Here is an 18,566-nt window from a genome sequence, read left to right on the forward strand (position 1 = left end):
GATCAGTGGGACTGGTCAGAACGCTTCTGCCTGGGCCCGACGCACCATCTCACGGGCCTGATGCCCGTGCAGTGCCTGAGCCGGGGTGATGTCGAGGTCATCGTGAGGCGTGAACAGCCACCGCAAGGCCTCGTCGCGGCTGAAGCCGCCGTCGAGGAGGACATCGATGAGCCCGGGAAGATGTTTGGTGATCTCAGGGCCGTCCAAGAACAGGGCCGGGATGGCCACCTGCCCGTCACGACGAACCGCGAGCAATTGGTGGTCGGTGATCAGGTTGAGGATCTTGCTGTTCGAGAATCCCATTCGGGAGGAGACCTGCGACACCGACAACACCTCGACGTCAGCAGGCAGCGTGTCTTCGGAAAGCGGTACGGAACCCACGGTGACGAGGGTACCCAGGCGATGGTCGACGCGTCGAATCACCGGTCCGGGCGCAGGCGCCGCGCATGTTCCGTGATCTTTTCTCGACACTCCATCGCTAGGGTGGACTCGTTGTTCGTATCCCGTCCTGCCGAGAAAGGCTCAAGTTGGTGAACGCCCCGTCCGACGTGTTGCTCGGTGTCCTGATCGAGCGTCGCTATCGGATCGATGCGCTGATCGCCCGCGGCGGGATGTCGAGTGTGTACCTGGGCATGGATCTGCGCCTCGATCGTCCGGTGGCGGTCAAGGTCATGGATCCGCGTTTCTCGGCCGACCCGCAGTTCCTTGCCCGCCTGGAGTTCGAGGCCCGGTCGGTTGCCCGGCTGAAGGACCCCGGCCTGGTCGCGGTGTACGACCAGGGCGCGGACGGCGACTACGCATTCCTGGTGATGGAACTCGTCCAGGGCGGCACCCTGCGCGAATTGCTGCGTGAGCGCGGACCGATGCCACCCCATGCGGTCACCGCGGTCGCGGCGCCGGTCCTGGGAGCACTCGGTGCCGCACATCGTGCCGGGCTTGTGCACCGCGACGTCAAACCCGAGAACGTCCTCATCTCCGACGACGGGGAGGTGAAGGTCGTCGACTTCGGGTTGGTCCGGGCGATCGCTGCCGCCGGGATCACCTCCAACAGCGTGATCCTCGGAACAGCTGCCTACCTCTCCCCCGAACAGGTGGAAACCGCGTCGGCCGATGCTCGTTCCGACGTGTACTCAACCGGCATCCTGGTGTTCGAGATGCTCACCGGCCGAACACCTTTCACCGGCGATACCGCCCTTGGCCTGGCCTACCAGCGGCTGCACAACGACGTCCCGCCGCCGGGTTCGGTGATCCCGGGTGTGCCCCGCGAGTTCGATGAGTTCGTCCTCACCGCGACCGCACGCAACCCTGCGGATCGCTATCGCGACGGACATCACATGCGCCAGGTACTCGACGAGATCGCTGACGATCTGCAACTGCCCGCGTTCACCGTCCCGGCGCCGACCCGCTCCGCCGAACGCGAGACCATGGTCGCGTTCCGCGACCGTCAGCAACACCGTCCCGGGGCCGCCGTCGACCCGGACCTCACCGACCCGTTGCCGGCCAGAGCCGCCGCGCAACCCGACGTCCGTAATCCGACTCGTGTGCAGACTCTTCCACCGGACACCCGGCATCCCGAAGGGCACGGACCGCCTCAACCGCCGACGCCCCCACCCGCCTACGCCCAGGGCCCGCCGCCCGGCTCGCCCATGTTGCTGTCGCATGCCGCCGAGTTCGAGGAACGCCGGCGCAAGTCGCGCCGCAATGCGCTGATCTGGGTGCTCGTGGTGGTGCTGCTCGCCGCGACGCTCGGCGTCGCCGGATGGTGGCTCGGGTCGGGTCGATTCACCACCGTTCCGGAACTGAACGGGATGGACCGCGTGGCAGCGACCGAGGCGATCGAAGACGCCGGACTCGACGTGGTGGACAAGCCGACCTACGACAACGAGCTGCCCGTCGACCAGGTGATGGCCGTCGAACCCGCGCCCGGCACGCGCGTCAGCAGATTCTCGGACGTCGATCTGTCGTATTCGGTGGGACAGCCCAAAGTCCCGGACCTCTCCTCGGGTGATCCGCTGGCCGTGGTCGAGAAACGTCTGCGCGACCGCACTCTTACGCCCGTGGTTGCACGCCAGCAGTACAGCGCCACCGCCCCGAAGGGCTCGGTGGTCTCACTCAGTCCCAGTTCGGGCACCACGGTCGCGGTCGGCAGCGAAGTGCAGATCATCACCAGCAGAGGCCCTGAGCCGATCTCGGTGCCCGATGTGGCAGGGCGCGATCAGGACGACGCCACCGCGCTGCTCAAGACGGCGAAACTCAAGGCCGGCACCGTCCGCAAGGAATTCAGTCCGGATGTCGACGGCGGCAAGGTGATCGGTACCGACCCCGGCGCGGGCACACTCGCCGAGCCGGGCAGCACCGTCACACTCGTGGTGTCCGACGCGATCAAGGTGCCGGACCTGTCCGGCAAGACCCCCGACGAGGCGCGGCGGGTCCTGCAAGACGCGGGGCTGATCGCGCAAGACGGCGGCACGTCCACCGATGGTGATGCGAAAGCGGGCACCATCACCACCGCCAGCCCCGCCTTCGGGGCGAGGGTGGACCCCCGTGACCCGGTCGTGCGCATCTTCGTATCCGACGGCGTCGATGTCCCGAACGTCACCGGCGACACGGTCGGGACCGCGAAGAGCAAGCTCGAGGCGGCCGGCCTCTCCGTGGACAGCCGGGGCCTGACGCGCTCGAGTGTGTCGCTCGTGGTTGGGCAGAATCCGGGTGGCGGCACCCGGGTGAAGCAGGGCAGCACGGTGCAGATCACCTCGTTCCCCTGACGTTGTTCGGCGGGCGCGCACGCCCGGTCTCCCCCGAGCGGCCCGGTGTGATGTGATTGCCGGTGACACGGGGTGCCGAACACGTCGGCTGAGATCAGACCCGCTGTACCTGACCAGGTAATGCTGGCGGAGGGATGTCCATCGTGAATTCAGTTGCGCCCGAGAACGATTCCGATCACCGGCCACTGTCCGAGCAGATCGTCCTGGTGACCGGCGGGGCCCGTGGACTCGGCGCCGCCATCACCCGGGCGTTCGCCCTCCACGGCGCGCGGGTGGTCATCAACTTCCACCGCAGCCAGGCGGCCGCCGACGCGCTCGCCGACGATTTGGGGGCCGGCCGATGCCTGGCCGTGCAGGCAGATGTCACCGATCGGAACGCCGTGCTGGACATGCTCGCAACCGCCCGTGCGCATTTCGGAGCTCCGGTCACCACCGTGATCAACAACGCGCTGATCGATTTCTCGTTCAACGGCGATGCACGGCCGACCGTCGACGCCATCGAATGGCAGGCGTTCGACGCCCAACTAAGGGGAAGTGTTGCCGGCGCCCTGCACACCACACAGGCAGCTCTGCCCGGGATGCGCGAGGCGGGATTCGGCCGCATCGTCACCATCGGGACCAACCTCGTCCAGAACCCGGTTGTGCCCTACCACGACTACACCGCGGCCAAGGCTGCACTACTCGCACTGACGCGGACACTGTCGGCCGATCTCGGACCCGAGTCGATCACCGTCAACATGGTGTCCGGTGGCCTGTTGCGGACCACCGACGCCAGCGCCGCCACCCCCGAGGCGGTGTTCGATCTCATCGCCCAGAGCACACCCCTGCGACGGGTCACCACTCCCGCCGAGTTCGCCGACGCTGTTCTGTTCTTCGCCTCACCGTGGGCACGGGCCGTGACCGGGCAGAACCTGGTGGTCGACGGCGGCTTCGTCAAGGACTGAATCACCGACCACGTCGCCCGCCGGTTACCCCCGGAGCATCTCCGCGACGAGGAACGCCAGCTCCAATGACTGCTGGGTGTTCAGGCGCGGATCACACGCGGTCTCGTATCGTCCGGCCAGGTCCATGTCCGAGATGTCTTGCGCGCCACCGAGACACTCGGTGACGTCTTCCCCGGTGAGTTCGATGTGCACGCCACCGGGATGGGTTCCCAGTGCGTGATGGACCTCGAAGAAACCTTGCACCTCGTCGACCACGCGGTCGAAGTGGCGGGTCTTGAAGCCGGTGCTCGCCTCGTGGGTGTTGCCGTGCATCGGATCGCACTGCCAGATCACCTTGTGGCCGGTGGCCTCGACCGCCGCGACGATCGGCGGCAGCAGGTCACGAACCTTGCCGTTGCCCATCCGGGCGACCAGGGTGAGACGGCCGGGCACGTTGTGCGGATCGAGTCGCTCGACGTACTCGGCGGCGAGCTCGGGCGTGGTGCTCGGGCCGATCTTCAGACCGATCGGGTTGGAGATCAGCTCGGCAAACGCGATGTGCGCTCCGTCGAGCTGCCGGGTCCGGTCGCCGATCCACAAGAAGTGCGCGGACAGGTCGTACAGCACCTTCTTGCCGCTGTCGGGGTCTTCCGGGTCGTCGGCCAGCCGCAGCATCGCACGCTCGTAGTCGAGCACGAGAGCCTCGTGTGAGGCGTAGATGTCTGCCGATTCCAGGTTCGAGTCGCGAACCCCGCACGCGTCCATGAAACGCAGCCCACGATCGATCTCCGAGGCGAGCGCCTCGTAACGCGCACCGGCCGGCGATGTGCGCACGAACTCCCGGTTCCAGTCGTGCACGCGGTGGAGGTCGGCGTGACCTGCGCCGGTGAGCGCTCGCACCATGTTCATCGCAGCACTGGCATTGGCGTACGCCCGGACCAGTCGAGACGGGTCGTGCTCGCGGACGGACTGTTCCGCGACGAAGCCGTTCACCATGTCGCCGCGGTAGGACGGCAGCCCCAGGGCATCGGTGTCGGATGAGCGCGGCTTGGCGTACTGCCCCGCGATGCGGGCCACCTTGACCACAGGCATGCTGGCGCCGTAGGTCAGCACCACTGCCATCTGCAGCAGGGTGCGGATGTTGCCCTTGATGTGCGGTTCGGTGTTGTCGGCGAAGGTCTCGGCGCAGTCGCCACCCTGCAGCAGGAACGCCCGCCCCAGCGCGACCTCGGCGAGCTGCGCCTTGAGGCGCTCGACCTCGTTCGGCAGGCAGATCGGGGGGACACTCTCGAGCACCGTGCGCATCGCACGGGCCTTGTCCTCAGGCCAGCTCGGTTGCTGCAGCGCAGGCTTGTCCAGCACCTGCGCAAATCGCTCTGCCAGGTCTCCCGGCAGCGGCGGCAGTTCGGGCAGTTCTTCAATCGGAACGTCTACGGTCCAGTTCACCACGTGCCCAGCCTAATGCCCCGCGCGATCGAGCTGCCCCTCACCTCGGAACGCCTCGATGGCCAGCCACTTGTTCAGGTTGTGCCGGGCGTCGGCGAGCGCGTCGTGGGCGTCGTCGGGGGCCGGAGGCAGTTCGGGACGGCCGCTCAATTCCCAGTGTTGGCGCAGCTCTCGGGTGTACCTCGGCATCGACCGGGGCAGGGCGGTCATCGGTCCCCACAATTGGCATAGCACCACGTGGTCGTAGGCGCCCACCCAGGCCCACAGCTCGATGCGGCCTTCCCCGGCGGTCAGGAACTCCAGCAGGTCGTCGCGGATGCGCGCGCGGCTACGCCATGCCTTGGACGCAGGCGACGGCAGCTTCGGCAGAACCTGTGCGCGCACCCACTGGCCTGCCCGGTCGGGATCGAACTCGGTGGACACCGCGTAGAACTCACGTCCGTCCTCGGCGACGACCCCGATCGAGACCAATTCGATCGTTCGTCCGTCCTCGATGAACTCGCAGTCGTAGAAATAACGCACCGGCGGCTCAGGCGGCCGGCGATGTGTTGGCGGCGGGCGGCTGACCCTGCTCCTTGAGCGAGGCGGCGTACACGTCCACGTATTGCTGGCCGCTCAGGTGCATCAACTCGTACATGATCTCGTCGGTGACGGCGCGCTCGATGAAACGGTTGCCCTCCATCCCCTCGTAACGACTGAAGTCGAGAGGCTTGCCGATCTTGACGGTGATGCGGCCGAACCGCGGGATCGTCGTCCCGGGCGGGTTGAGTTCGCTTGTGCCGATCATGGCCACAGGGATCACCGGGACACCGCATTCCATCGCGATCCGCGCGAGGCCGGTCTTGCCCTTGTACAGTCGCCCGTCCGGCGACCGCGTTCCCTCCGGATACATCGCCATCAGGTCGCCGGTGTCGAGCTTGCGTTTGGCCGCCGTCAGGGCTCCGGCCGCGGCGTCGGCACCGGTGCGGTCGATGGGGATCTGGCTCGAGGCGTTGAAGAACCACCGCTGGAAGGCGCCCTTGGCGCCCGTTCCGGTGAAGTACTCGCTCTTGGCGAGGAAGTACATCCGCCGCGGCACCATCAGCGGCAGATAGAAACTGTCGACCACCGCAAGATGATTACTCGCCAGGATCGCCGGGCCCTTGGCCGGAAGGTTCTCCAGCCCTTCGACTTTGGGGCGCCCCAGCACTCGCAGCGCCGGCCCCATCAGGACGTATTTGAAGACCCAGTACCACATGTCTTCCCACTCTCCGACGAATCACTTCCGACCGCCACTGTCACCGACACCACATACGCACAAAACCTTACCCACCCCGCTGCGGTGGCGTCAGCGCCTGGCCTCGGTCCTCGCGATCTGGGCTGCGCCGATCATCCCGGCCGCCTCACCCAGCTGGGTCCCGCGGATTCGCGCCATCCTCCGGTGTCCGGCACCGGTGAGCAACGCCGAGTAATGTTCGCGCGCCTCGTCGAGGAACAGGCCCGAGGACGAACCGACACCGCCTGCGAGTACCACGAGGTCGGGGTCGAACACGTCACAGCACATCGCCAGCCCCAGACCCAGCCATCGAGCGAACTCGGCGAACGCCGCCAGCGCCAGCGCATCGCCTTCGTGCGCCGCCGCCGCTATCCGCCGTCCGGTCAGCGAGCCGGGATCGTCGGCGATGTCGCGGGCGAGTTTGCTGTTCCACATCCCACCGTCGGCGATCAGCTCGACCACCGTGTCGACCAGAGCCGTTCCGCTGCAATACCTTTCCCAACACCCGAACTTGCCGCACGAACACGGCCGGCCGTCGGGCATCACCCGCAGATGGCCGAGTTCGGGGGCCACACCGAAGCTACCGCGGTAGATCTCGCCGTCGAGCAGCAAACCCGCTCCGATACCCGTGCCGATCGCGATGACCAATGTGTTGTGACCTCGCGCGGCCGCGCCGAAGTGATACTCGGCGACAGCGGCGGCGTTGGCGTCGTGTTCGCAGACCACCGGCAGTCCGATCCTGCGCGACATCTCCTCGGCCACACGCGCCTCGCGCCAGGGCAGATGTGGCGAGAAGCGGATGACCTGACGATCACTGGTGAGGAACCCGGCGACGGCGACACCCACCCCGATGACGTCCCAGCGTGCGGTCAGTTCGGCGACGGTGCGGTCGAGGCACGTCTCGAGCGCCGACACCGTCGTGGGGGTCTGAGCCCGCACCGTGTCGTGCACCTGACCCTGCTCGTCGACGATCGCGGCACGGATGCTGGTGCCCCCGATGTCGATACCGATCGCCATGTCCCCGCGCTGGCCCTGACGGTTCGGCGTCGACTCGCGGGCACTCACGGTTCACCCCGCGGGACGTCCCCCACCGGCTCGAACAGCACGGTGATGGGCTGATAGGTGGCGGCCCGGGCACTCGTGCCCGGCGGGCGCCGCGGCCCGGGTTCTGGACGCGCGCCGATGACCTGCTCCAGCGCCTGCTGAACGGCCTCGAGGATGGCGATCAGCTGACTGAGGAGCTGCCACAACAGATCTCCGGCCTCGTCGATGATCGTGTCGAACGCCAAACGGGCCTGACCGGCGAAGTCGGTGGCCACGAACGAGCCGTCATTCCCTGCCGCGCCGTCGCCCGCCCGTCTCGCAGCCGTCCCGTTCTCGTCGAGCAGCACGGACGCAAAGTGGTCGACTCGCTCGAGGACACCGAGGACGAGGGTGCGCCAGGCCTCGGCATCGCCTCCTGACCGGGCGCCGCTGGGCCCACCTGCGGCCCTGCCCTGCTCGTCGCTCACGCCGGCCTTCTCTCGTTCGATTGCTTGCGCCATCGGACACTCGCGCGGTGCCCGCCATTCTTACTCATCTGTCAGTTCTGCGGCCACACATCGGGGTCCGGCCGAAAGCGTACGGTGAGGTCGCCGGCATCCCAGAATGCGCCCAGGACGACGCAGCGCCGCAAGACCGACGGCAACCGTATCCGCTGCCGCACCCCGCTCACCGTGATCATCAGATCGTCGCCGCTGCGGCCGAGCTGTAGTCCCGATGGGTCCGGAAGTGACTGCTTCCAGGTCATCCGGTAGACCGAATCGAGTCCGGACCCGGACTCGCGTTCGACCCGCGCGGCCCGTGGGCCCACCGCTGCCATCTGCCCGCCGGACAGATCGACGCCGAGTTTGCGCAACGACACGACCGAATCGATCGACCCGGACACCCACGGCACGCACACCACTTCGGCCTCGTCCTTCGTCGCCCTCAGATGATCGATCGCCGCCGACTGGGCGGCGATCTGGTCATCGAGCCACGAAGAACGGTCAGGCGCGACTGGTGTCTGCGCGTCGACCGACAACACCTCGGGCATCACCCGATTGGCCACGATGGTCGACACCGGCAGCCCCATCACCTGCAAGACGGCCCGGGCGCGGTCCAGCGAGGCCGCACCGTCGCGGTCCACCCCGACCACCACGTGGACGTGAACACCGGACGCGTCGAACAGCAGCTCGTCGACGTCCGCGCAATCGCGCACCAGGGCATCGACCATCCCCACGACGCGGGCGATACGTGCGTTGTCCGCTGCGGCCGCCAGTCGCCGGTGACGCGGCCACAACCTCTCGATCATGTCGGCCACCATCTGCGGAACCCGCATGAGCTCGAAGGGATCGACACCACCGGACATGTCGATCACCACCTGCGCCCACTCACCTGACGCTGCCTCATCGCGAATCCGGCGCAGCGCCAGCAACGATTCGACTCCGGGCATCCCAAGGATCTCCTCGGGGTCCAGGCCGGACACCACCGCGCCGGCCCCGGGCACACCCGTACCGGTCAGTTCCCCAGCGGTCAGCGCAGAACGCACCGAACCCCACATCTGCGAGACCATCGCCAATGTGTCCAGTTCGAGTATGTTCACCTGCTGCGACGCAGGCACAGGCTCGCCCGGAGAAGCGAACACGCCAAAGATCGCCGAGACGTCACGGAAGCGGCCGAGTGACACCAGAAGCGTCTTCCCGCGTCGTCCGGACCCGCCCTGCTGTTGCGGCAGGCCGACGGCACCGGCGGCGGCAACCGTCGACGTTCCGGCACCACCCGGCCCGAGAACGAGGTGGATGGGCGCTAGATCGATCAGTCTTCGACTCTCTTCTTCAGTTCTTTCAGGGCCGCGTCGGTGATGGCCTTCTCAGCCCGCCGCTTGAGCTGTCCGATCATCGGTATCGACAGGTCCACGGTCAGTTCGTAGGTGACCTTCGTCGACCCGGGTGCCTGCTGCACCAACCGGTAACTACCGTGCTGCGCGGTCTGCAGATCGCTGCTGACCAGGTCCCAGCTCACAGAGTGCCCATCGGCGGCCCATTCGTAACTCAATTCGTAGGTGTCCTTGAGGACACCTGCATCGAGCACGAACCGAACCTGCTTCGCGCGGCCTCCGGGGCCCGGGACGGTCACCTCCACCTTGCGCGCCGCCGACACCCAACGTGGGTACTGTTCGAAATCTGCGATCACCGCCATGATGTCGGCCGCATCTGCATTGATCACGATGGATTGTTCGGTGCGGTCGGTCATCGCGAACCTCCCGCGGCTGGTGCGCCGGCGGCAGGCCCACCGACGTGGCGAGATTGCTCGAGGCGGTCCTTCACCTCGAACGACATGACACGACCGGCCACCCGGCGCCGGTGATTCATCCGCGCCAGCTCGGTCCCGCGCGCCCTGGGTTCAGACGGGAGCGTCCCGGTCGGCTCCGCGTGCAGAAAATAGTGCAGCACGAAGCCGTCGAGCACCCGCTCGAGCCACAGCTCCGTCGTCCCTTCGACGGGGCCCGACACCTTCCAGCGCACACCTTGCTCTTTTCGGTCCTGAACCACGGTCAACCGCAGATCAGGCCACCATCGGCGCCAATTGGCGCGGTCGGAGATCACCGCGGTCGCCGACTCGGGCGGCGCCGCGATGAAGGTTTGGTCGGCAACCTGGATACTGGTCACCGCATTAGCTTCACATATCGGCGTGCCGGTCCGACCACAACCCTGCCTTGACGGTGCGCAGCGCGGCAGCCGGTCACAGCAGCTGCCGGAGCCGGCCGGCCATGTGCTCCCAACGCCACCGCGACTGGACCCAATCCCGTCCCGCAGCACCCATCGATGCGCACAGGTCCGGGTCTCCCAACAGAGCTGTCAGGGCATCGGTGATCTCTCTGATCGACCGGCCGTCCACGACCAGACCCGTTTCGCCCTGCTTCACCGTTTCCGGGGCGCCTCCCGACTCACCGGCGATCACCGGGATCCCCGACGCCGAGGCTTCCAGGTAGACGATGCCGAGACCTTCCACGTCCAGTCCCCGGCCTCTGGTACGCGCCGGCATCGCGAAGACATCCGCGATGTTGTGGTACGCGGCAAGCTCGTCGGCGGGTACCGAGCCGGTGAACAGAACGTGCTCGGCGACACCGACTTTGCGTGCCAGGTCCCGAAGCCGTTCGGCGTCGGGGCCGCCCCCGACGATCACCAATGTCGCGTCGCGGATCTCTGCACGGACCTCGGGCAACGCCCGGATCAACATGTCCTGCCCTTTGCGTGGGACCAGCCGGGACAGACACAGTATGGTCGGCGCATCTCCGAGTCCGTGCAAGTGTCGAAGACGTTGTCGGGCAACGTCATCCGGCTTGAACCGATCGGTGTCCACACCCGGCGGTAGGTGTTCGAGTGCCGCGCGGGGGCCGAATGCGGCACTGAAACGGTCACGCGTGTACTTGCTCACGTACGTGATCACGTCCGTGCCGCGGCCGATCACGCCGAGCCCCTGCCGCGCCACCGGAAGCATCGACCAGCCGACCTCGTGCCCGTGCGTACTGGCGATCACACGCTGTGCGCCTGCGCGTCTCACGGCCGGACCGAGCACGGCCAGCGGGGCTGCCGCCCCGAACCAGACGGTGTCGACCTGATGCGCCCGAACCAGATCGGCTGCCCGCCGCGCAACCGCAGGCGTGGGCAACATCAACGTCGTGGGATGGCGGACGACCTCGTAGTCCTGCTCCGCATCGAACCTGATGTGGCTGTCCTCGCGCCATCGCGGCGCATAGACGACCACGTCGCCGGCGGGCAACCGCTCGATCAGGTTCTGCAAGTACGACTGGATACCCCCTGCCGGGGCGGAAAGTCGTTGGTGACCAACAGCGTACGGTGCATTGGCTCACCGTAGCGGCGATCAGGGTGACGCAGTGAGCCAGCCACGCCACTGATCGACGAGTTCCTCGCGCGAGATCCCCAGAACGATGTTCGAGGCGGTGTCCTGGGACTTGATCACCAGTTGAGGGTCGGTCGGCTGATCAGCCCCGGCCAACGCCACATAAAAACGTTTGAGTTTGTCGTCACCGAACTTGTCCGCGATGAAGGCCGCCACAGACCACGCGGACTGGTAGGACAACGCCGCGTCGGGACTGCCCGGGGAGAAATTCGCATCGCTGGGAAGGTCCGCAGGCACCTCACCGGCTGCGACCTGCCCGGCCAGGGTCGGGGCGGCGTCGGCGAGGCGGGTGTACGTCCCTCGGCGGCCGACATATTCGGCCACCCCTTCGGTCACCCAGACCGGGGCCGCCTGAGCAGTGACGGTACGAGCGGCGACGTGGAACAGCTCATGCCGGAGTACCACCGCGAGTGCGTTCGGATCCAGCTGCGCCGCTTGAGGACTGAAGACCACACGTTGCCCCAGGGCGGTCGGTCCAGCGGGATCGATCCCTGTGAAGATCGAGACGGCCGCGGCAGCCTGGGCGTCGGCGGTCGCAGCACCGGTGAGCGATCGGAACTCGTCATCGGTGGGGGCAGCGATGATCCCCGCGCCCTGCGGCCACTTGGTGCCCCAGAACTGCGTGACGGCTCCGGCGGCGGCCGGCAGCAGTTCCTCCAGGCGGGCGGTGAAGCCGGTGTCGGACCCGTTGGTCAACACCAAGGACTCCCCTGGCGCGGTGGCGACAGACGTCGCCGACGGTGAGGGGAACTCCCACACCTGTCCCGCAGGCGCGGGCTGCCCGAACAGCGGCCCCGCATCGGCGACCATCTTCCAGCCGTCCGGGTACTGGGCCATCACCATGGGGAGGTCGAGCACAACCGGGATCGAGTCGATCCCCTCGTAGCCGTATCGCAACTGCACGGGGGCCACCCAGGAGTCGCTGCTCCCCTGCGCGTCGAGACGCTCCTGGAGGTCGGCGGGGACAAGACGCTCGAACTCGCGGCTGGCCGACAATCGGAACTCGAAAGCACTGAGCGGCAAAGCCGGCAGACCCGCCGCCGATGCACCCGTCCGCTCACGCAAGGCAGTGGTCGCCGAGGCATCCAATTGAGCCAGAGCCGACTCGGCATCCCCGTCGCGCAGGGCATCGGTGTAGGCCTGCAAGGTCAGCGTGACCCCCAGCGACCGTGACTGTTCGTACGGATTCTGCGGACGCGCGGACGGAGTTGCAGCAGGTGAGTCGGTGTCAGAGCCCGACGACGACACCAGCACTGTCGCGACGATGCCGACAACGGCCACGAGCACCACAGCGATCAGGATCCACAGCCACTTCCGGCCCAGCGGATTCCGGCGCTCGGACGCGGCGTCCGCTGCCGGTGCGGCGTCGAGGTCCTCGCGCTCTGGGGACTCGCGCTCGGAAGTCACTGGCGATCCGGTGCCCTCAGTATCGACGGGCCGAGTTGTACGGGCCGGCTCCGTCGATCGGGGCGACCTTGACCGGGACACCGAATGTCGAGGCGTGCACCACGTAGCCGTTACCGATGTACATGCCCACGTGGGTGGCGTCGGGGTAGTAGATGATCAGATCGCCGGGCCGCAGAGCATCTCGCTCGACCGCGGTGCCGCCCGCCAGTTGCGCCTGACTGGACCGCGGCAGCGTCTTCCCTGCCTGTTTGTACGCCCACACCATCAGTCCGGAGCAATCGAATTGATCCGGCCCGGTGGCGCCCCACACGTAGGGATCGCCGATCCGGGTGAGCGCTGCACGAACAGCGATGACCTCGGGGGCCGTCCCGGCGGGCAACATGGAGGCGTCGAATTCGATCTTGGGCCCGGCCAGTGCAGCGAGTTGCTTGCCGGTCAACGACTCGTACATCGCCCTGATCTCGGTGGCCTTGAAGATTCGTTCACTCTGCTTGGCCTGCAGGTCTGCGCTGGTCTTCTCGGCGGCCGCCACTGCCTGCTCGGCCTTCGTCTTCGCGTCCTGCGCCACCTTTTGCGCTTCCAGCGCTTTGTCGTTGGCGACCTTGAACGTCTTCACGTCGGCAACGGTCTGACGCGAGATCATCTCGAGTCCGGACATCTGGTCGAGCAGGGATTGCGGCGAGTCACTGACGAGGACGGCGTAGAGACGATTGACCCGCGCGCCCCGGTAACTGGCGTTGACCAGTGCATCAACTGCGCCCTGCAGGCTTTCGGCCTGCTTCTCCTGCTCGGCAAGGGTGCGCTCGGCTGCCAGGGCGGCCTCGTTCGCCGCCGCGACAGCGCCACGCTGGTTGTTCAGTTCGATCGTGGTGTTGTGAATGGCCTCGGTGGCCTGCTCGGCCTCGCGGCCCAGCTGCGTGTATTCGGTGAGCATGTCATCCGGGCTCTGCGGTCCCGGTTCGGCACCGGCGGCGCACCTGCGCCCAGTGCAACCGCCAACGCCAGCACCACAGCCGCGATCACGGTGTGCATGACGGCGGCATAACGCTTCCGCACCACGACGATGAAACTCCTCAACACTTCACGCGGGCCAACCCGAGCCCTTTACCTCTGTGTGTACCGAACAGATCAGCTGCCCACTCGGTACGTCTTGTTTCGACCGATCCCGCTGCACTGACCAACCCGGCCAGGCTACACAGGCCTTCGCCCCACCGAGCGCGGACGGCCAGACTGTCTGCAACCGGGTGTTCGGAAGCCATTGGGCGGGTGCCGCTCGAGTGCGGCCCCGCCCAATGGTCGTGTTCAGTTGTGTAGATCAGTAGCGACGGATGTCGACGATCGACTGGTCGTTGAGACCCATCCGGCCGACGGGCACGCCCTCGGTCGAGGAGTGGACGACCTGGCCGCCACCGACGTAGATGCCTGCGTGGCCGCCACCGTTGTAGATCACGACGTCGCCGGGCTGGATGTTCGCGGCGTCGACGTGGGTGCCACCGCCGAGCTGGCCGTAACTGTCCCGAGGAATGGTCTGACCGGCCTGCTGGTGCGACCAGTAGACGAGACCTGAGCAGTCGAATGCGCTGGGGCCGGCGGCGCCGTAGACATACGGCGAACCGATCTTGCTCACTGCGGCATCAGCGGCGATCTGGCCTGCGGGCCGGACCGGCTGCGCTGCCTGCGGCAGGATGTTGGGGGACTTGAACTCATTGGGGATCTGGTTTTCGGCCAGGCCCGGGATCTCGAAGGTTCCTACACCGGGAACGGTGATCGGAGCAGCCATGGCCGGCGCGGCGGCCATTCCCATGGTGCCGAGGGTGATCGATCCGGCGATCAGTGCGCCCCGGGCGCTCTTGATGCCCCGGTTCGGCTGTTGCAAACGATGTTTCGCCACGAAGCGATGTCTCCTGTTTCTTCCCTATCCGCCTACCGGGTTAGCTGTCGGATTCGGGCCGGAAGATGGCCCTACCCGGCGAACCCAGAAGTCTGACGACCTCAGGGTTCAATGGGATTCACCCCGGATGTGAACTCGCATTCGCATCAGTGGTTCCCCGGTTCACCAGGACGGTGATTGAGCGGCGACCCTACGATCCGCTCCGGTTGGAGTGGACGCTTTCGCAAGGTCTCAGAAAGGTTACGAAACCGTGATGGTCCGTGTCCACTAGGGGACCGACAGGAGGCCAACCGGCGTGTCGGGTCATCCAGCTCGCAGATGACCGCCGGATCGGGGAACAAAAACCCTGCCACCTGCGTTGACTGCCGCGTCCTGACCGTGACGGTCAGACTTGCCGATCATGCCCGCAGCGTGGAACACCGCAATCGCGTCATCGATGCGCGCCTGGTGGTCAATAACGAATTCATCACAGCGAACTTCGTCGTTTGCGCTGTTAGGGACACCTACGGGACCCAGGAAAACGGTCATCATGCAGTCGTCGCAGGCGACCCGACGGCCCGGGCAGGTGTTGCAGTCTATGAGCATTGTGATCTCCGTCTCATTCGGTTTAGGGGGCCTTTTCTCAGGGTCCTCAGGGTTCTCCCTGAGGTCCGGAGCCCTTGGTTCGACCCCGATGGCCGAACGCTAACTCCACGGTCTGACAAGCCATCTCGCACTGCGCCCCCGCGGCGATGTCGGTGGATCGAACTAATGTTCGCAGTGTGAGTGTTGTTGGTGAGGCTGCTGGGACTCAGCTGTGTTTCGACGATCCCGTACTGGACCACCCCGACGACGTCCCCCTGCGGGAGACCACATTCGTGGTGGTGGACCTCGAGACCACCGGGGGCAGCCCGATGGGCGACCGGATCACCGAGATCGGCGCCGTGAAGGTCCGGGGCGGCGAGGTGCTCGGTGACTTCGCGACGCTCGTGGATCCACAGCGCGGAATCCCACCACACATCGTTCGCCTCACCGGCATCACCGAAGCGATGGTCTACCAGGCCCCCACGATCGACCAGGTACTCCCGGCCTTCCTCGAGTTCGCCCGCGACGCGGTGATCGTGGCGCACAACGCGCGGTTCGACACCGGCTTCCTGCGCGCCGCTGCCACCGAGCTCGGCCACCCGTGGCCGTTCCGCCGGGTGCTGTGCACCGTGAAGCTGGCCCGTCGAGTCCTGACCAGAGACGAGGCACCGACTGTCAAGCTCTCGGCTCTCGCCGACCTCTTCGCCGTCCAGACCCGCCCGACCCACCGGGCACTCGACGACGCCCGTGCAACAGTCGAGGTGATGCACCGGCTCTTCGAACGGGTCGGCAATCTCGGCATCCACACCTTCGGCGACCTCCGCAACTTCCTGCCCGGGGTCTCCCGTGCCACGCGGAACAAGAGGGGCCTGGCAGACCACCTGCCGTCAGAACCCGGTGTCTATATGTTCCGCGGCCCCTCTGATGAGGTTTTGTACGTCGGCACCGCAACCGACCTGCGCAGGCGGGTCCGCAGCTATTTCACCGGTTCGGAGAACCGCACCCGGGTACGCGAGATGGTCGAACTGGCGACGCGCGTCGACCACGTCCAGTGTGCCCATCGGATCGAGGCAGGGGTGCGCGAACTGCGTCTCCTCGGCGCCTACGCGCCGCCATACAACCGCCGGTCGAAGTTCCCACATCTCGGCTGGTGGATATGTCTCACCGAGGAGGCGTTCCCGCGTTTGAAGATCAGCCGGACCCCGACCGCGACCTCGGTTGGCCCCTTTCGTTCCCGCGCCACTGCCTATGACGTCGCAGACCTCATCGCCGACACATGCGGCCTGCGCACGTGCCGTACCGCGCTACGGGCCACTGCACTTCACGTGTGCGAGGTGGGCCCGGGCGGGCGGCGTGTGGTCGGCGGCTGCCACGCGGCCACCACCGAACCACTTGCCGCCGAGGCATATCTCCCCCGAGCCCGAACCGTCGCCGAGCTGTTCAGCGGCCGAAGCGACCTCCCCGTTCAGCTGGCTCTGGACAAACTCGAGTCGCTCGCCCGTGCCGAACTCTTCGAGAACGCCGCGCGGTTGCGCGATCGCCTCGACCACCTCATCGCCCACCTGGAACGGTGTCAGCGGCTGGCCGCGCTGGCCCGCATCTCGGAGATGGTCGCCGCCGCACCCGATGGACGCGGCGGATGGGACTTGGCGGTGATCAGGCACGGCCGCCTCGCAAGCGCCGGGGTCGCCGCGCGGGGCGTTCCGCCGATGCCCGTGGTGGCCGCGCTCGCGGCCGGTGCGGAGACGGTGCTCCCCGAACCGGGACCGCTGTACGGCGCGCCCCACGAGGAAGTTGCGTTGGTGTACCGGTGGCTCACCGGACCAGGGGTTCGAATCGTCTGCGCCACCAGCGGGTTCAGCTTGCCGCGCCACGGTGGCGGCCGGCACGTCCACTGGCGCGACAAGGTGGGCACGGCGCGTCGCACCATCACACTCGAGGGCGACCTAGGCTGAGTCAATGATTACCGCCATCGTCTTGATCCAGACCGATGTCCATCAGATCCCGGAGACCGCTCAGGCTGTGGCCGACATCTCAGGCGTCACCGAGGTGTACTCGTGTGCCGGTGACGTCGACCTGATCGCGAAGATCCGAGTCCGGGACCACGCGGAGATCGCCGACGTCGTCACCGCCGCGATCAGTCGGCTGCCGGGTGTGAAGCACACCGCCACCCACATCGCCTTCAAGAGCTACTCCAGCGCCGACGTCGACGCCGGCTTCTCCATCGGAGAGTGACGAAGGAACACCCGGTTGGCCGCCCTGGTCGGTGGCCAACCGGGGAGCCCGCAGGGCAACCCCCATGGAGAGTGCGTCAGAGGGCGTTGCTCACGCGCACCCAGTTGTCGAGCAAGGTCGCGGCCGCGCCGGAGTCGATTGCGTCGGCAGCCACGTCGATCTGCGTGCGCAGCTGTTCGTGCAGATCGGCGCCGCGGTCGGGACGGTAGGCAGCCAGTGCACCGGCAGCATTGAGCACCACGGCATCGCGTACCGGCCCGGTCGCTCCGGCGAACAGGTCCCGCGCGACCTGCGCGTTGTGGTCCGCGTCGCCGCCTCGAAGTGCTTCCAACTCGACCCGGGCCAGACCGATGGTCGTGGGGTCCACAGTCTGTTTGTGCACGGCACCGTCGACGACCTGCCACGCGGTTGACGTCGTCGTCGTGGTCAGTTCGTCGAGGCCGTCATCGCCGCGGACGACAAGTACCGAGTGACCCCGATCAGCGAATGTCTGGGCGAGTACCGGCGCGAGATCGGCAAAGGCACACCCAACCAGACCGCTGGTCGGCTGTGCCGGATTGGTCAGGGGGCCAAGCACATTGAAGACCGTCGGTATGCCGATCTCCTTGCGGGGAGCCGCCGCGAACCGCAACGCGGGATGAAACACGGGGGCGAAACAGAAGGCGATGCCCGCCTGACCGACACAGGTGGCGACGCCATCGGCGGTCAGCGCGATCTTGACGCCCAGCGCCTCCAGGACGTCGGCGCCACCACTCTTCGACGACGCCGCGCGGTTGCCGTGCTTGACCACCGGCACACCGGCTGCGGCGACCACGACCGATGCCATCGTCGAGATGTTCACCGTGTTCGACCGGTCACCACCGGTTCCCACGATGTCGACGCAATCGCGCGTTGTGGGCACCACACTGGAGTGGGCGAGCATCCCCGTTGCCAGGCCCAGCAATTCCCCGGGGGTCGGCCCCTTGAGCTTCATCGCCACCCCGAAGGCGGCGATCTGCGCTGGGGTCGCGTTGTCGGTCATGATCTCGTTCATCGCCCACTCGGCACCGTCGGGATCCAGGTCGTGGCCATCGGCCAGTACGCCGAGAATCTGCGGCCACGTACGGGCCGGAACGTTCGAGTGGGTCACAGTGGCA

General features: G+C 66.9%; 18 protein-coding genes, 1 pseudogene and 2 riboswitches. Of the genes and pseudogenes, 4 read left to right on the forward strand and 15 right to left on the reverse strand.

Going from position 1 to position 18,566, the window contains the following annotated elements; translation table 11 throughout:
* Nucleotides 1-15: 15 nt before the first annotated feature.
* Nucleotides 16-381 carry an Rv2175c family DNA-binding protein gene (locus MVA47_RS19345; protein ID WP_030171473.1) on the reverse strand — a complete coding sequence of 122 codons (366 nt, stop codon included), beginning with the start codon at nucleotides 379-381 and terminating at the stop codon, nucleotides 16-18.
* Nucleotides 382-530: 149 nt separating this feature from the next.
* Here MVA47_RS19345 and pknB point away from each other — a divergent pair, with 149 nt between their 5' ends.
* A complete protein-coding gene (pknB, locus tag MVA47_RS19350; protein ID WP_247209375.1) occupies nucleotides 531-2,765 on the forward strand; it encodes a Stk1 family PASTA domain-containing Ser/Thr kinase in 2,235 nt (744 codons plus the stop codon).
* Between the two features lie 58 nt (nucleotides 2,766-2,823).
* A riboswitch (TPP riboswitch) is annotated at nucleotides 2,824-2,917 on the forward strand.
* On the forward strand, nucleotides 2,900-3,709 hold the full coding sequence (locus MVA47_RS19355; protein WP_374474273.1) for a 3-oxoacyl-ACP reductase: 810 nt from the start codon (nucleotides 2,900-2,902) through the stop codon (nucleotides 3,707-3,709). Its footprint overlaps the riboswitch before it by 18 nt.
* A gap of 24 nt (nucleotides 3,710-3,733) precedes the next feature.
* On the opposite strand, the gene MVA47_RS19360 is transcribed toward MVA47_RS19355, so the two are convergent.
* From MVA47_RS19360 to MVA47_RS19420, 13 genes and pseudogenes are all read right to left on the reverse strand, one after another.
* Nucleotides 3,734-5,137 carry a class II 3-deoxy-7-phosphoheptulonate synthase gene (locus MVA47_RS19360; protein WP_023953728.1) on the reverse strand — a complete coding sequence of 468 codons (1,404 nt, stop codon included), beginning with the start codon at nucleotides 5,135-5,137 and terminating at the stop codon, nucleotides 3,734-3,736.
* A gap of 9 nt (nucleotides 5,138-5,146) precedes the next feature.
* Nucleotides 5,147-5,656 (reverse strand): polyadenylate-specific 3'-exoribonuclease AS, encoded by a 510-nt coding sequence (locus MVA47_RS19365; RefSeq protein ID WP_023953730.1) that lies wholly within the window; start codon nucleotides 5,654-5,656, stop codon nucleotides 5,147-5,149.
* A gap of 7 nt (nucleotides 5,657-5,663) precedes the next feature.
* Nucleotides 5,664-6,371, reverse strand: a complete 708-nt coding sequence (locus tag MVA47_RS19370) for a 1-acyl-sn-glycerol-3-phosphate acyltransferase (protein ID WP_247209378.1) — start codon at nucleotides 6,369-6,371, stop codon at nucleotides 5,664-5,666.
* A 90-nt stretch (nucleotides 6,372-6,461) separates the two neighbouring features.
* On the reverse strand, nucleotides 6,462-7,406 hold the full coding sequence (locus MVA47_RS19375; protein WP_030171484.1) for an ROK family protein: 945 nt from the start codon (nucleotides 7,404-7,406) through the stop codon (nucleotides 6,462-6,464).
* Between the two features lie 44 nt (nucleotides 7,407-7,450).
* Nucleotides 7,451-7,933 carry a hypothetical protein gene (locus tag MVA47_RS19380; protein WP_247209379.1) on the reverse strand — a complete coding sequence of 161 codons (483 nt, stop codon included), beginning with the start codon at nucleotides 7,931-7,933 and terminating at the stop codon, nucleotides 7,451-7,453.
* A gap of 38 nt (nucleotides 7,934-7,971) precedes the next feature.
* Nucleotides 7,972-9,228, reverse strand: a complete 1,257-nt coding sequence (locus MVA47_RS19385; RefSeq protein ID WP_281505483.1) for an ArsA family ATPase — start codon at nucleotides 9,226-9,228, stop codon at nucleotides 7,972-7,974.
* The gene (locus tag MVA47_RS19390; RefSeq protein WP_023953741.1) at nucleotides 9,225-9,662 is read right to left on the reverse strand and encodes an SRPBCC family protein; all 438 of its coding nucleotides are present in this window, start codon (nucleotides 9,660-9,662) and stop codon (nucleotides 9,225-9,227) included. Before MVA47_RS19390 ends, MVA47_RS19385 begins: the two co-directional genes overlap by 4 nt.
* A complete protein-coding gene (locus tag MVA47_RS19395) occupies nucleotides 9,659-10,078 on the reverse strand; it encodes an SRPBCC family protein (RefSeq protein ID WP_116914790.1) in 420 nt (139 codons plus the stop codon). Before MVA47_RS19395 ends, MVA47_RS19390 begins: the two co-directional genes overlap by 4 nt.
* 73 nt (nucleotides 10,079-10,151) lie before the next feature.
* Nucleotides 10,152-11,275 (reverse strand): annotated as a pseudogene (locus tag MVA47_RS19400) (glycosyltransferase family 4 protein).
* Nucleotides 11,276-11,294: 19 nt separating this feature from the next.
* Nucleotides 11,295-12,740 carry a hypothetical protein gene (locus tag MVA47_RS19405; protein ID WP_247209381.1) on the reverse strand — a complete coding sequence of 482 codons (1,446 nt, stop codon included), beginning with the start codon at nucleotides 12,738-12,740 and terminating at the stop codon, nucleotides 11,295-11,297.
* Between the two features lie 16 nt (nucleotides 12,741-12,756).
* Nucleotides 12,757-13,674, reverse strand: coding sequence for an NlpC/P60 family protein (locus MVA47_RS19410; RefSeq protein ID WP_308280573.1), 918 nt, complete (start codon nucleotides 13,672-13,674; stop codon nucleotides 12,757-12,759).
* Nucleotides 13,675-14,055: 381 nt separating this feature from the next.
* Nucleotides 14,056-14,631 (reverse strand): C40 family peptidase, encoded by a 576-nt coding sequence (locus MVA47_RS19415; protein WP_030171502.1) that lies wholly within the window; start codon nucleotides 14,629-14,631, stop codon nucleotides 14,056-14,058.
* Between the two features lie 14 nt (nucleotides 14,632-14,645).
* Nucleotides 14,646-14,825: riboswitch (cyclic di-AMP (ydaO/yuaA leader) on the reverse strand.
* A gap of 109 nt (nucleotides 14,826-14,934) precedes the next feature.
* Nucleotides 14,935-15,159 carry a hypothetical protein gene (locus MVA47_RS19420; RefSeq protein WP_247209383.1) on the reverse strand — a complete coding sequence of 75 codons (225 nt, stop codon included), beginning with the start codon at nucleotides 15,157-15,159 and terminating at the stop codon, nucleotides 14,935-14,937.
* Nucleotides 15,160-15,362: 203 nt separating this feature from the next.
* On the opposite strand from MVA47_RS19420, the gene MVA47_RS19425 reads away from it, so the two are divergent.
* Both MVA47_RS19425 and MVA47_RS19430 read left to right on the forward strand, forming a co-directional pair.
* On the forward strand, nucleotides 15,363-17,150 hold the full coding sequence (locus tag MVA47_RS19425; protein WP_247209384.1) for a DEDD exonuclease domain-containing protein: 1,788 nt from the start codon (nucleotides 15,363-15,365) through the stop codon (nucleotides 17,148-17,150).
* 4 nt (nucleotides 17,151-17,154) lie between these two features.
* The gene (locus MVA47_RS19430; RefSeq protein WP_023953755.1) at nucleotides 17,155-17,430 is read left to right on the forward strand and encodes an Lrp/AsnC family transcriptional regulator; all 276 of its coding nucleotides are present in this window, start codon (nucleotides 17,155-17,157) and stop codon (nucleotides 17,428-17,430) included.
* A gap of 76 nt (nucleotides 17,431-17,506) precedes the next feature.
* On the opposite strand, the gene trpD is transcribed toward MVA47_RS19430, so the two are convergent.
* Nucleotides 17,507-18,559 (reverse strand): anthranilate phosphoribosyltransferase, encoded by a 1,053-nt coding sequence (gene trpD / locus MVA47_RS19435; protein ID WP_247209387.1) that lies wholly within the window; start codon nucleotides 18,557-18,559, stop codon nucleotides 17,507-17,509.
* Nucleotides 18,560-18,566 lie beyond the last annotated feature (7 nt).

Origin of the sequence: Williamsia sp. DF01-3 (assembly GCF_023051145.1) — a bacterium.
Taxonomy (GTDB): Bacteria; Actinomycetota; Actinomycetes; order Mycobacteriales; family Mycobacteriaceae; genus Williamsia.

Excerpts from the sequence above, each read along its gene's own strand:
- MVA47_RS19410 (WP_308280573.1), bottom strand. The coding sequence starts at position 13,674 with ATGCTCACCGAATACACGCAGCTGGGCCGCGAGGCCGAGCAGGCCACC.
- MVA47_RS19370 (WP_247209378.1), bottom strand. The coding sequence starts at position 6,371 with ATGTGGTACTGGGTCTTCAAATACGTCCTGATGGGGCCGGCGCTGCGA.
- MVA47_RS19425 (WP_247209384.1), top strand. The coding sequence starts at position 15,363 with ATGTCGGTGGATCGAACTAATGTTCGCAGTGTGAGTGTTGTTGGTGAG.
- MVA47_RS19430 (WP_023953755.1), top strand. The coding sequence starts at position 17,155 with ATGATTACCGCCATCGTCTTGATCCAGACCGATGTCCATCAGATCCCG.
- MVA47_RS19375 (WP_030171484.1), bottom strand. The coding sequence starts at position 7,406 with ATGGCGATCGGTATCGACATCGGGGGCACCAGCATCCGTGCCGCGATC.
- MVA47_RS19390 (WP_023953741.1), bottom strand. The coding sequence starts at position 9,662 with ATGACCGACCGCACCGAACAATCCATCGTGATCAATGCAGATGCGGCC.
- MVA47_RS19380 (WP_247209379.1), bottom strand. The coding sequence starts at position 7,933 with ATGGCGCAAGCAATCGAACGAGAGAAGGCCGGCGTGAGCGACGAGCAG.
- MVA47_RS19420 (WP_247209383.1), bottom strand. The coding sequence starts at position 15,159 with ATGACCGTTTTCCTGGGTCCCGTAGGTGTCCCTAACAGCGCAAACGAC.
- MVA47_RS19355 (WP_374474273.1), top strand. The coding sequence starts at position 2,900 with ATGTCCATCGTGAATTCAGTTGCGCCCGAGAACGATTCCGATCACCGG.